11 protein-coding genes are annotated in these 13,216 nt (G+C 43.5%); 4 read left to right on the top strand and 7 right to left on the bottom strand.

Features of this window, described 5'->3' with window-relative positions; all coding sequences use genetic code 11:
* On the top strand, positions 1-414 hold a 414-nt coding region (locus AB3112_RS03985; protein WP_367333985.1), incomplete at its 5' end, for an undecaprenyl-diphosphate phosphatase.
* A 246-nt stretch (positions 415-660) separates the two neighbouring features.
* Here the strand turns inward: AB3112_RS03985 and AB3112_RS03980 are convergent.
* The 3 genes from AB3112_RS03980 to AB3112_RS03970 form a co-directional block, all read right to left on the bottom strand.
* Positions 661-1,413 (bottom strand): alpha/beta hydrolase family protein, encoded by a 753-nt coding sequence (locus tag AB3112_RS03980; RefSeq protein ID WP_084973844.1) that lies wholly within the window; start codon positions 1,411-1,413, stop codon positions 661-663.
* A gap of 17 nt (positions 1,414-1,430) precedes the next feature.
* On the bottom strand, positions 1,431-2,204 hold the full coding sequence (locus tag AB3112_RS03975) for a CHAD domain-containing protein (RefSeq protein ID WP_084973842.1): 774 nt from the start codon (positions 2,202-2,204) through the stop codon (positions 1,431-1,433).
* 338 nt (positions 2,205-2,542) lie between these two features.
* On the bottom strand, positions 2,543-3,076 hold the full coding sequence (locus tag AB3112_RS03970) for an HTH domain-containing protein (protein WP_057910830.1): 534 nt from the start codon (positions 3,074-3,076) through the stop codon (positions 2,543-2,545).
* Positions 3,077-3,441: 365 nt separating this feature from the next.
* On the opposite strand from AB3112_RS03970, the gene AB3112_RS03965 reads away from it, so the two are divergent.
* Together AB3112_RS03965 and AB3112_RS03960 are read left to right on the top strand one after the other, a co-directional pair.
* Positions 3,442-4,896, top strand: coding sequence for an APC family permease (locus AB3112_RS03965; RefSeq protein WP_084973840.1), 1,455 nt, complete (start codon positions 3,442-3,444; stop codon positions 4,894-4,896).
* An 18-nt stretch (positions 4,897-4,914) separates the two neighbouring features.
* Positions 4,915-6,267, top strand: coding sequence for an aspartate aminotransferase family protein (locus tag AB3112_RS03960; RefSeq protein WP_084998228.1), 1,353 nt, complete (start codon positions 4,915-4,917; stop codon positions 6,265-6,267).
* A 73-nt stretch (positions 6,268-6,340) separates the two neighbouring features.
* On the opposite strand, the gene AB3112_RS03955 is transcribed toward AB3112_RS03960, so the two are convergent.
* Complete coding sequence (locus AB3112_RS03955; protein WP_367333984.1) at positions 6,341-7,408, bottom strand: endonuclease/exonuclease/phosphatase family protein; 1,068 nt, start codon at positions 7,406-7,408, stop codon at positions 6,341-6,343.
* Positions 7,409-7,543: 135 nt separating this feature from the next.
* On the opposite strand from AB3112_RS03955, the gene AB3112_RS03950 reads away from it, so the two are divergent.
* Positions 7,544-8,704 carry a histidine phosphatase family protein gene (locus AB3112_RS03950; protein WP_084998227.1) on the top strand — a complete coding sequence of 387 codons (1,161 nt, stop codon included), beginning with the start codon at positions 7,544-7,546 and terminating at the stop codon, positions 8,702-8,704.
* A 202-nt stretch (positions 8,705-8,906) separates the two neighbouring features.
* On the opposite strand, the gene AB3112_RS03945 is transcribed toward AB3112_RS03950, so the two are convergent.
* The 3 genes from AB3112_RS03945 to AB3112_RS03935 all read right to left on the bottom strand — a co-directional run bounded on the left by AB3112_RS03945 (position 8,907) and on the right by AB3112_RS03935 (position 13,031).
* Complete coding sequence (locus AB3112_RS03945; protein ID WP_084998225.1) at positions 8,907-10,109, bottom strand: MFS transporter; 1,203 nt, start codon at positions 10,107-10,109, stop codon at positions 8,907-8,909.
* Between the two features lie 11 nt (positions 10,110-10,120).
* Positions 10,121-10,555, bottom strand: coding sequence for a GNAT family N-acetyltransferase (locus tag AB3112_RS03940; protein WP_084973830.1), 435 nt, complete (start codon positions 10,553-10,555; stop codon positions 10,121-10,123).
* Between the two features lie 85 nt (positions 10,556-10,640).
* A complete protein-coding gene (locus tag AB3112_RS03935) occupies positions 10,641-13,031 on the bottom strand; it encodes a DUF5776 domain-containing protein (RefSeq protein ID WP_367333986.1) in 2,391 nt (796 codons plus the stop codon).
* Positions 13,032-13,216 lie beyond the last annotated feature (185 nt).

The raw sequence follows: 13,216 nt of genomic DNA, 5'->3' as shown, positions 1-13,216 counted from the left end.
CCACAATTAACTGATTTGGGACGCCTATCTTACAAAACCGCGCTTATTATCGGCATGTTCCAGTTGCTGTCACTGGTTCCGGGAACGTCTCGGTCCGGTGCGACCATCCTCGGTGGGATCCTAATTGGAACCTCACGATACGTCGCAACCGAGTTTTCCTTTTTTCTGGCGATTCCAACGATGTTTGGCGCCTCATTGTTGAAAGTGTACAAATACTTTCATCACGGCGGCGTTTTCACCGGCATGCAGACCACCATTCTGCTCACTGGAATGATCGTCTCGTTCTTAGTTGCCTACGTTGCCATCCGCTTTTTGCTTAATTATATCCAACACAATAATTTCAAGGTGTTTGGCTGGTACCGAATTATTTTGAGCGTCATCGTCATCACCTATTTTGGCTTTCTCGCCAGATAAATTAAATCGCATCAAAATGGGAGTGTGCCAAAAGGCGGGGTTGCTTCCGCCAAAGAGGCTTGGCATTTCATGGCCGGCGTAGCATAACTACGAATGACTTTTTGAGCTGAAAGCTCAGAAAGTTATTCGTAGTTATGCCTAGGAAGCAGCCTTTTGGCACACGTTCCAGCTATATAAAATTGAAAAAGCAAGGGGCTGTTGGCAAAACGTTAGTTTTGTCACAGCCCCATTTTTTGCTATTTTCAATTAAAGTGGTTTTCCATCGCTTAGCCTGACGTGCAATAACCATGTTAAAACATCCGGTAAAATCTTTTGCCAGTACAGCCAATCATGGCCGCCGGGTTCTGTTTGATAAGTCACATTTAAGCCAAGTCGATTGTTCAAATACGCAGCAAAGGCGTCGCTTTCGGGCTTCATCTCGTCTTGATCGCCCATTAGATAATAAAATCGCAACTTTCGAAGTGCTTCTTTGGGGGCTGCTTCTGCCAAATGCTGTAAATATCGATCTGGCAAAGCACCATCAAAGATCGTTCGAAAGTCCGGCATCATTTTTGGCAGGGTTGTCAAATCAACCACCGGAGACATCGGAATAACCGCACTAAACCAGTCCGGATGGGTGAAGGCCAATTTTAGGGCACCAAAGCCCCCCATCGATACGCCGCCGACAAAGTTATCTGACGATTTTGTCGAAAGCGGCAGCAGTTTTCGCATTTCCGGGATCACTTCTTTGGTAAGGTAATCCCAGTACGGCAACCCATTAGCCATATTCATATAGAAGCTGCGATTCATTTCGGGGGTAATGACTGCCAGATTCGTATACTTGGTTAAAACTTCCAAATTCGTCTTTCTGATCCAGCCGCTGCCGTTATCTCCCAAGCCATGAAGCAGCCAAAGAACCTGCAGTTTATTTTTCGGATCAATTTGATTTGGCAGTACCACGTGAATTGTCGTTTGTTCTTCTAGTGCCGGCCAAGCCCGGGTAAAACTCAAGATGCTCATCAAAACGCTCCTTTGCCTTATCTAATTTTCTTCAACTGTTCATCTGCAATTTTTTCCAGCAGCTTCTTGTCCTCATCTTTGGTAACCTGGGCTGCCAATTGGTGCAAACGGACGTAGTTCACGTGGGCATCCGTGATAGTTCCTGTAAGGTCTTGGATTTCTCTAGCAGACTTACCAGTCTTTTTTGCCTTGTTTGGGGCAAATTCAGAAAAATAGGTTGCAGAATACCGGAGCGTCTTGGATCGTTTCCGCACCTTGTGAACCATTGGGTAATCGGTATAATCCAAATTTTGATAACGCTTGGTCAATTGCTTATCGCGCCGGGTAAGCTCAGAAGATACATATTGATGCCAACCGGTCATATCGTCAAACTTCAAGCGATTTAATTGCTGACCAACTTGCTGCAGCCAGGTACTCAGTTCCTGCTGTGCTTGCTTGGACAGTGTCCGTTGCATCTCCTGCTCACGACTGTCTCGCAAAAGTTTGAATAAGTGTCGGTAGTTAACTTGCGCGTCAGGGTGGTTGTATGCATAAACGCCGGCTTCTTCAATCAATACGTCAAGTTCCCGCAGCGTCCCGAACAAATTGGCGGAACGGCTTAGCTCGGCATCCATTCCCGTATATATAGCCGGATCAATTCGCCGTTTTAAGAACTTAATTAATCCACGCAATGTTCGAATCATCACCCGCAAGTCATGTGCGCGATTCGGATCATAAGGGTTGTTTAGGTACCGTGTCCACTCAGCTTGGATGGCTTGGTAACGTTTTTCAATTATCTTTTGGATTGTCATGATGAACTGCCTCTTTTCAGCTCTGGAACAAAAGATTTAACATCACAAAAAGTACAACTTTAATCTAGCATAGTTTGATCTCAAAGCGGTAATAATTAGTCAAAAATTTGTTCATTGTTGATCATGACTTGCCTCGGCGATATCTCAGATATGGGGCTTTGATTCCAAAAATTTAAGCCCAGCAATCGATTATTCCTGGTTTTGGAATAAATGATTACTGGGCTTAAATGAAAGCTAATGGCTAAATGTCACAAGTACTTAAAATAATAGCATTTTGAACGGGTCGATACCCATGTTGTCAATGAATGAACGGTTACTCGAAGAATGAATCAAAAATCTTATCGGCCAAACTGCCACCAGTGCTTTTTCTTGGGTGCTTCTTGAAATCGCGCGTTACTCGGCTGGTAACTATCGGGAATTTTATCTCCCTTGGGTTGTTCTTCGTTCACGGTTTCTGGAATAGTTTGCTTTACCGAAGAAACACCCTTATTTTCGAGTTGTTTAAGCTTGTTTTGAACATCCAACTGCAGCCGCTGGGATTGGTCAAGCAATTGATGCAATTCAGCAATTTGCTTATCCTTGGCTTCAATCTGCTTTCGTTGATCCTCCAGCTGTTCAGCTAACAAAGCTGTTTGCTTGTTATCACCCTTAGTCGCAAGTTGGTTAGTGGTTTGCTTTTCGCGTTCCTGTTCCACGTGTCCGTCTTGGTTCTTGAATTGACCTTTGAGAAGCTCAACGCCCTCGTCTTTGATCAGAATCTTGTTTCCTTTTTTTATCGTATATGTATCTCTGAACTTATCGTCCATATGTTTTCTGATTGCAGTTTTCGATACCGATAATTCGTCCGCCAACTCTTTGATAGTCAGTTCCATAATGTCGCCCCCAACATAAATAGTATAGTTTGCAAACAGTGTGTTTGCAGTCGCACATCATTATTATAGTGATTAACATGCCGTTCGGCAAATAAATTCTGAAGTTTGCTCGGATTTTATTATAACAAATCCCCTCTTAAAATGAGATTTTAATTAGATTATTTGTTGACAATCTCATCTAAAATGCGGTAAACTACTCGCATGCTGAATGTGCACTGAAAGAAAACTGATTTTTTTCCATTATAATTTACATATTGTTGGTCGAGGAAGGAAACCGCGATCGTTTTCGTATTTAGTAAGTGTGGTTTCCAGATCTAAAGTTTTCGTTTAACGATTTTCTTAGAAATGAAAGTAGGAGTGATTGTATGAGCAGTTTAACTGAAAAAATGTTCCGTAAGGAAGATCCCCTTGTCTATCAAGATAAGGATTCTCATTTGATTCGAAGCTTAACAACCAAAGATTTCTTAGCCCTTGGTGTTGGAACAATCGTTTCGACTTCCATCTTCACGTTGCCCGGCGTTGTTGCCGCTCAACATGCCGGCCCAGCCGTTGCCCTTTCATTCTTGGCAGCTGCGATCGTTGCCGGAATTGTCGCTTTTGCCTACGCTGAAATGGCAGCTGCAATGCCATTTGCCGGCTCTGCCTATTCTTGGATCAACGTGGTCTTTGGCGAGTTCTGGGGCTGGATCGCAGGCTGGGCGCTACTGGCAGAATATTTCATCGCGGTAGCGTTCGTGGCATCCGGTCTGTCGGCCAACTTCCAGGGACTAATATCTCCTCTGGGCTTTAAGCTGCCAGCTGCACTCTCTACAGCTTCAACCGGTAGTAACGGCGGCTTAATGGATATCGTCGCGATTATCGTTATTTTACTGGTTACAACACTGCTCTCCCGTGGTGCTTCACAGACCGCCCGAGTTGAAAACACGCTGGTTATTTTAAAAGTCATCGCAATTTTAATCTTTATTTTTGTTGGCGCAACCGCCATTAAAATGAGCAACTACACACCATTTATTCCAAAGTATCACGTTAACCCGGATGGGTCCGCATTTGGTGGTTGGCAAGGAATCTACGCTGGGGTTTCCGAAATTTTCCTGGCCTACATTGGTTTTGATTCCATCGCTGCGAACTCTGCTGAAGCTAAAAATCCACAAAAGACCATGCCACGAGGAATTCTTGGGTCACTGGTTATTGCCGTTATTCTCTTCGTTTCCGTTGCCCTGGTTTTGGTCGGGATGTTCAAATATTCTGACTACGCAAACAACGCTGAACCTGTTGGTTGGGCGCTTCGTCAAAGCGGGCATGCTGTGATCGCAACGGTTGTTCAGGCAATTGCGGTTGTTGGGATGTTTACCGCCTTAATCGGGATGATGTTGGCCGGATCACGTTTGATCTATTCATTCGGTCGTGACGGCTTACTTCCTAAGTGGCTTGGAAAATTGGATCACAATTTACCAAACCGTTCATTGATCGTATTGACCATTATTGCCATCGCCTTAGGTGCATTCTTCCCATTCACCTTCTTGGCACAATTGATTTCCGCCGGAACTTTGATCGCCTTCATGTTCGTATCGCTGGGCATTTACGCTTTACGTCCTCGTGAAGGTAAGGATATTCCGATGCCAAGCTTTAAAATGCCGCTTTATCCAGTGTTGCCAGCACTTGGCTTCTTAGGTGCATTAGGTATCTTCTGGGGCTTGGACATCCAAGCTAAGACTTATGCCCTCGGCTGGTTTATCCTGGGCATGGTCATTTACTTCGCATATGGGATTACACATTCAACCGCGACTGTTGATAAAGCTGCGGAACACGAAAAAGACTAGTAAGGGGTTGAGGATTTCATGGGTAAGTTAGATAAGGCTTCTAAATTAATTGGTGAAGAAAATCAGTACTATGCACAATCCGCGCGAATCAACTACTATAATTTAGTGATCGATCACGCTCACGGTGCGACATTAGTGGACGTTGACGGCAACAAATATATTGATTTGCTGGCAAGTGCATCTGCAATTAATGTCGGCCATACCCATGAAAAAGTTGTTAAAGCAATCTCTGATCAGGCACAAAAACTGATTCATTACACCACCGCGTATTTTCACCACGTTCCGGGAATGGAACTGTCTGAAAAATTAGCAAAAATAGCCCCGGGAGAGTCACCAAAAATGGTGAGTTTCGGAAACTCGGGTTCAGACGCAAACGATGCGATTATCAAGTTTGCAAGAGCCTACACCGGCCGCCAGTACATTGTTTCATATATGAAATCGTATCATGGTTCCACGTATGGTTCGCAAACCTTATCGGGAAGTAGCTTAAACATGACCCGAAAGATTGGGCCAATGCTTCCAAGCGTGGTTCACGTTCCTTATCCTGATTCATACAGAACTTATCCCGGAGAAACCGAACACGATATCTCACTTCGTTACTTCAACGAATTCAAGAAACCGTTTGAGTCATTTTTGCCCGCTGATGAAACGGCTTGTGTCCTGATTGAACCAATCCAGGGTGATGGCGGCATTATCAAGGCACCGGAAGAATATATGCAGCTGGTTTATCAATTTTGTCACGAACATGGTATTTTGTTTGCGATTGATGAGGTTAACCAAGGCCTTGGCCGAACGGGTAAACTTTGGAGCATCCAACAGTTCAAGGACATTGAACCGGATTTGATGTCCGTTGGCAAGTCACTTGCATCCGGCATGCCTTTAAGTGCTGTCATTGGTAAAAAGGAAGTGATGCAAAGCTTGGAGGCACCGGCGCACGTCTTTACGACTGCCGGTAACCCAGTGTGTTCCGCCGCATCACTGGCCACTCTTGATGTCATTGAAGATGAGCATTTGGTTGAAAAATCAGCGAAGGACGGCGCTTACGCCAAGCAAAAATTCCTAGAGATGCAAAAACGCCACCCGATGATTGGTGACGTTCGCATGTGGGGCCTCAATGGCGGCATTGAATTGGTCAAAGATCCACAGACAAAGGAACCCGATAATGATGCTGCAACTAAAGTTATCTATTATGCATTCGACCACGGCGTCGTTTTAATCACGCTGGCAGGCAATATCCTGCGTTTCCAGCCGCCACTGGTAATTCCTCGAGAACAACTCGACACCGCTCTCCAGGTGCTCGACGATGCCTTTACAGCCGTTGAGAACGGTGAGGTTGAACTACCAACGAATACTGGCAAAATTGGCTGGTAATCAGTTACTGTTTAATTGAAAAATTTAAATCAACATGACAAAAGTCTGAGGGTAGTAAAATGCCTCAGGCTTTTTATTTCAATTCAAATTCCAGCACTTCAGGATTGTGGTCCGAATTTTTAAATCCTAAGGACTTAACGTGGACGCGCTTCACTTGAATATTATCTGAAAGCAAGAACCCATCAATCAATGATGTGTAGGTTTTTCCCGGGTAATATGGGGTCCCATTTGCGCGAACTGACGGGATTTTCTTCTCGGCTAAGCCTTGCTTGGCAATCCGAAAACCGGTTGGCAATTGATTTGCCGGGAATGGATGCGTCCAATTCATGCGTTTACGGGTTGTCTTAAAGACTTCCGGACTATTCCCCAACATATCATGATTGTAATCCCCCGCCACCATCACGTAATTGCCGGCTTGCCTTTCACTGGTCATTTTGGCAAAGAGTTTATTGATTTGCGCTTTGCGAACCTTGGCGTTTTTGGTGAACGCCGATAAATGCAGATTGATCACAGCCAATCGCTTACCGTTACTAACTGGAATGTGACTAACCGAAATCGCCCGATCCAAATCCATAAATTTGTTAAAATCGGTGTCAATCGGCAACTGGTAGCGGGTGCTGTCAGTTATTTTCGCCCTTGCCAATGTCAGTAACCCTGATTTAGCTCGTCCAATCGGTCGATTGAGGGGATAAAACAGATAAGCCGAGTCATAATTTTGAGCGTAAACACTGGAATAATTAGCCATCCGGTTCTCGAGCCAACTGACTTCGTTAACGTGATAGGAGCGGTCGCCGTTAGTATCTACCTCTTGAAAAAACATCAACGTTGGATCTTCTTGTTTAACGGCTCTGTGAATGCCGGCCAATTCGGCCATAACCGATTGGCGGCTAAAAGCCCGTGAATACTTGCCGCCATCCATGAAGAATGAATAATTATCAGGATAAGCCGCGTATCCAATGTTAAACGTCATCGCTTTGTACAGGTGGTTCGCTTTGAGAACTTGCTGATTTTGATTATGTGGTTTAAGTTTCACGTTATCAGGAATTCGATGGTAAGTTAAAAATACGTAAGCGGCGTACCCACCGACCATCACAATCAGACCAGATATAACCCACAGTACTCCCTTAATTAATTGTTTCATATGATCCCTCCACATCTAATATCATATCAAATTCGCTGGTAAACGATTGGGAATATTTTTAAGCAATTGGTACCGATTACAACGTTTTAATGATAAACTTTAAGTATCTTTGTTCATCCTTGAGGAGGGAATATCATGAAGAAATCACATTTTTTGTTTGCGCTATTATTTGCTGGTGCACTCAGCATCGGGGTCGGAACATCTTCGCAAAGTGTTTCTGCCAAAATAGTTAATATTTACTTAACCCGTCACGGCCAAACAATGTTTAACGTTAACGGCCGTGGTCAGGGTTGGGCTGACAGCCCGCTAACCGATACCGGCATTCAAGTTGCCCACCAACTGGGATATGGGTTGTATGGCTTGAAATTCAAAGCTGCCTACTCAGCAGATAACATGCGGACCTTTAAGACAGCAACCTATGCGCTTCAATCATCAGGCAATGGCAACTTGAAGGTCAATTGGACGCCAAATCTTCGAGAAGGCGGCTATGGTAGTTTTGAGGGACAGAAGTATGACGATGTTAATAAAATTACCATGCCACTTGTAAAACCAGCTGGAACTTATTCCGGTCCGCAAGATTTTAGCAAAGCACAACAAGCCCTTGGCAAAGACTTCTGGCCAGCACTGCAGGACGCCTATCACGAAGCAGAGACCGTTGATTTTGGCAAATACAGCGATCCAAGTCTTCCGGAATCATTGAAAGCTGAAAGCTCTACTCAGGTGATCAACCGCATGAACAATGAATTAACATCTATTGCTCAAAAAGCAGAAAAGACAGGTGGCAATGTCCTCGTCGTCAGTTCAGGGATGTCGATTCCAGAATGGCTATCAGCTGAAAAGAATTACACAGTTCCTGGATTTGTTAATTGGGGAAATGAAGCCACAATGAAGGTAACGTATAAGAATGGCCAGTTTTACTTTCCATCAAATGTAACCGATAAGACAATTCTTTACACAATTAATAAAGGTGCCGCATTACAAAAGCTTCCCAAAAACACATTAAAAGTGAACCGATTCTATTTGAAAAAGAACCGGGTTTCTGGTAAAACATCGACGGGTGCATCACTCATCCTTGCAAACGCTAAAGGATCATCATTGAAGAAAGCAACCGCAAACCAAAACGGAAACTTTGTGTTTAAGTTGAGTAAATCAACTCTGGCAAAACTTAAAAAGGGTATGAATTTGAAACTAACGTCAGTTCCAAAGAACGCAGCGGAATCCCACAATATGAATTCTGATCAGATTTCGCAAACCGTATTTGGCAATAAGACAGCAACCGTTAAAGTGCTGAAATAACAAAGTTCAATGTAAAAGGGAGTGTGCCAAAAGGCGGGTTTGCTTCCGTAGCATAACCTAGAATAACTTTTTGAGCTGAAAGCTCGGAAAGTTATTCGTAGTTATGCCTAGGAAGCGGCCTTTTGACACACGTTCCGGCTATATAATATTGAAAACGTAAAGGGGCTGTTGGCAAAACGTTAGTTTTGTCACAGCCCCTTTTCTATACCCGAATTTTGTCTTTTAAAAATCTCATCGACGCCCATAACAACAATGCACACGCGGCACCAATAACAATATTAATCCAGGCAATTGCCGTCACCGGAGTTGCTTCCGCGACTGAAACGATCACCATTCCAATGCTACCCATGATGGTCCCACCGGCACTGTATAAAGCAGATGCAGAACCGTTATCGTTTTCCTCTTGTTTTAACACCAAATAAGTTCCAGGCGGCCGAACCATGCTGCTGGCCAGAGTTGCCGGAAACTGGGTTAAGGCAAACGCAATCGGGCTCATTTTACCAAAGGAGAGTACCAGAATGCCGGCGACAATACTCATGCCAAACGCTGTGTAAATGATTGTAAAGCGATCGACGTACTTTGACAGCGGGATATAGACCAATGGCCCCATCAGCATGCCAATCGCGTTAAACGAGAAGAATAAGCTAAACATCCGGCTGCTTAAATGAAACGTATCTTGAAAAATATACGATGATGAGGAAATGTAAGATAAGGACACAATCGACATCAAAGAAAAGCTAAACAAAAGCGCCGTAAATCCAGGGTTTAAAAGCAAAACCCCCAGCCGACCGAAGGATCTGAGAACGCTGGTTGTTTCGTGGCTGGCTTGATGGGTTTCCTTAAAAATCAGTGCTCCGTAGATGACTGATGCGCCTAATAATGCTTGAGCGAAGAAAATACCCCGCCAAGAGATAAACGTTAGCAACAATGACCCAATCACCGGCGCAATGGCTGGCGAAATAACCACCATTGATTGCACGATCGCCAATGTGGTTTCCTGTTTGCGACCAACAAAAACATCCTTAATAACCGCCGTGGCAATGGTTGTCGCCACCCCGCCACCAATAGCTTGAAGAACCCGGCAAATAATAATTTCATACGCATTTGTCGCAATCCCGCAAAGAATACTGGCAACCATATACAAGGTTAGGCCAATCAGGAGAATCGGCCGCCGTCCGTATCGATCGCTGAGCGGTCCCCAAAAAAGGGTTGCGATTGAATAAAAGACAAAGAATAGAATTAAAGTCAGATTCATCACGATTTCGGGAACCGCAAAGAACTTCGTCATCTCAGGGAGTGCTGGTAGATAAAGATCAGTTGATAATGGCACAAAGGCACTCAAAAGCGCCAGAAAAATAATAAAACCGGTATTGCCCATTCTGGGTTGCACTTGGTTGACTGCCATCTCAACGCCTCCTAATCTCTCTTCCACTTCATGCGAACCGCAAACTCATCGGTCACTTCATCTAAGTCATGACTTGTTTCATGAAAGCCCTGTTGGATATAAAAACGATAGGCCCGCGAATTCTTCTCATATACGGACAATGTGAGGACCGAATGAGTGGATTTGGCAGCCGCGATTAATTGTGAGCCAATGCCTTGATCACGAAATTTGGCGGACACAAATAGCCCCGCTATATAATTGCCATCCATACCCAAGAACCCTTTGACATGGCCATCAGATTCAAATATAAAGAGTTCGGCCTTTGAGATCGCCTTCTTGGCGCCGTCATAATAATTCTTCCAATACATCGGATCAATAAAAGCGTGGGCCTCAAGATTTGAGCTCAACCAAATATCCGCCACTTCATCTAACTTAGGTCCCGACAGACCAATCGTATGGGTAATCATCACATAACGCCTCCACAAAAAGGATTTGTTTCTTATTTTATACCAAAAAGGGAATTCCGAGGTGGAATTCCCTTTTTGAAATAGATTACTTAATCACTTTGACGTATCTTGAGTTTCCAGTGATATAACCGCCGGAAATGTGATACCTCAGTGCCCCGTGGTTTGAGACGCTGTTTGCATGTGAGTAATCGTAGTTTTTAATTTTAATCTTGGCGCCCTTCTTAAAGGCGACTTTCTTGTTGCGTTTACTGAGGTTGACATCTCGATAACGATAAATTGTCTTTTTAACCTTAACATAACGTGGTTGTTTTTGCGTACCCATCGTTACCAGTTTACGGTTTGCGGTAATGTACTTGCCATTTGATAAGACGTATCGCGTGGTTAAGTTATGCTTTACAATCGCAGTAACATGCAAGACGGTTCCCTGTTTGTAATTTCGATACAAACCAGTCAAATTCTTATACATGTAGGCGTTAACCCCTCGTGGGTTAATGACCGTTACTGATGTGTGCATCGTCTGGTAATAAACTGGTCGGACGTATGCCCATTGCGCAGTGATATAACCTTTTTTACCACGATTTTTGGTCAAATGGTTCACATCGCGAACTTTGTAACGAAGACGGCCATTCGCAGAGTGACCATAACCGGTAACGACAAACATTGGCCGGTAAACTCTCGGCTTGGAAACATAGCCTGCTTTGCGCTCACGTTTACTGAAGGTCGTATTCTTGTACAAATAAATCTTCTTCAGTGAGTAAACAACCGTGCCCTTCGCAGCGACATTACTACCGGAGTTTGAATCGCTTCCACCAGGTGTTGGGGTTGGGGTAGGCGTCGGTGTTGGGGTTGGGGTTGGATTAGGAGTTGGGGTAGGCGTTGGGGTCGGGGTCGGTGTGATTGTTTTTTTAACATATATCTTAACCGGCGATTGAGTTTTTCCCCAAGTAATATTAGGTTGTTGATTCCCATTCAATTCACTACCACTCGCAAAATGGTAACCACTAGGAATGGTTATATTTTGATCATTCAAGAAGGAACGCGTAACAGGCGTTGTGTCACCATCAGACATATTTTCTGGCTTGTTAATCGGGAATGGATTGGTCCCAACTACTTGTCCGGAATCAACATCTATAAATTCTCCATTGATCTCTGGTTCAATTATAAGATTTGCAATTCTGTAACCTGCCTGTCTGCCGTTTGAGTTTGCGGCATAGACCCACATAGGATATGAATGACCAGCTTGTACTTTATCGTAGCTAAGCGAGCTCGTATCAAATTGCTGATCAAAATATACCTTATCATCTTCTTGTGTTGAAGGAACGTTATAATCCCCTAAAGCCACAATAAAGTGGTATTGATCGTTGCCAATAATCTCATTGGCAGATTTCAACGAATGATCATTGTTGTAAAGTAGTTTACGTGCCTCTGAAAGTGTCATTGTCTGATCTTGAACTTGAAAATAAGGTACGAATCCAGCCCCAGATGTACTGTTGTATTTCATCTGTACTGTTCTTGGATTCGATTTCCCATTATAACTGATTTCCGACGTTACAACACACATGTCCGTGGGAGAACTAGTTCGGATATCAAAAGGAATATTAAGAAGTTTGCCTTTATCTTCATCTGTTAAACCCGTTGCCTCGAATACAAGTTTGGTTGGACTCGATTCACTTTTTACAAACTTCCAGGCATCTTGTGGAACAAATTTATCATTAACCTTTAAATATGCATGAAGTGTATCTTCATTATCATCTGAATATGCTGGAAAGTATGGTGCTGCCTTACCATCCGTATCAGTTTCCGGTTGACGTTTTGGTATAGAAATGGTCCACTTCACGGTACTAGGAACCGCGCCTGAAGCAGTGGGCAATTTGGTTTGTGCCCAAGCAATAAAATTAGGCTGGTTGTATGAATAAATCAAGGCATCGTGCACGTTAGAACCAGCAAAATCACTATCGGAATCAGTTATACTATAATAATTCCCATTAAACTGATCTTCACCTGTCTGTGAAAACCCAGACGCATAAGGTAATCCACCAATACCACCAAAAATTTCATTACCAAATGCACTTGTCGGATTATCAGGATTGTTGTCATTTGATGATGTCTTAGCAATCTTGATATCGTTCGTTAGATAATTGTATGTTGTTCCATCATGTGAGATAAAATCAATTTTTAGTGGATAACTTCTCGTAATGTTGTCGGCCGGAATTTGATCTGATGTGTTAACGTACAAAGAAATTTCTGCTTTTGCCAAGTCTTCCACATGCGCGTTCGCTTTTGGTGTTATCGTAATTGTCGCCGGATTAGAATTCGAATCGGTTTGAACGTCGAACAGACTATTTGAAGAAACAAAATCTATTCGTGTTGTACTAACATCTAATCCCACAGTATCAGAGGATCCATCAGTCGCTGACCCAATCGTAAATTTGATTTTATCCCCTAATTGGAGCTTACCGCCATTTGGTGTATTCATATTGAAGGCGAAATGCAACGCCCTGTTAGCGGGATACGTTCTGTTGGAATCGAAATTGGATGTTTCCTTAAATGGTGTTAGATTTGCATCCGCATTAACAGTCAGCCCACTCAGAAACATCCCAAATAAAAGACTGGACAGTCCAATCATTAAAGAAATGATAATACTTTTGTTAAAGTGACGAT

Origin of the sequence: Lentilactobacillus sp. (assembly GCF_040773105.1) — a bacterium.
GTDB classification, from domain to species: domain Bacteria; phylum Bacillota; class Bacilli; order Lactobacillales; family Lactobacillaceae; genus Lentilactobacillus; species Lentilactobacillus parabuchneri.
This window is presented reverse-complemented; position numbering and strand designations above follow the sequence as displayed.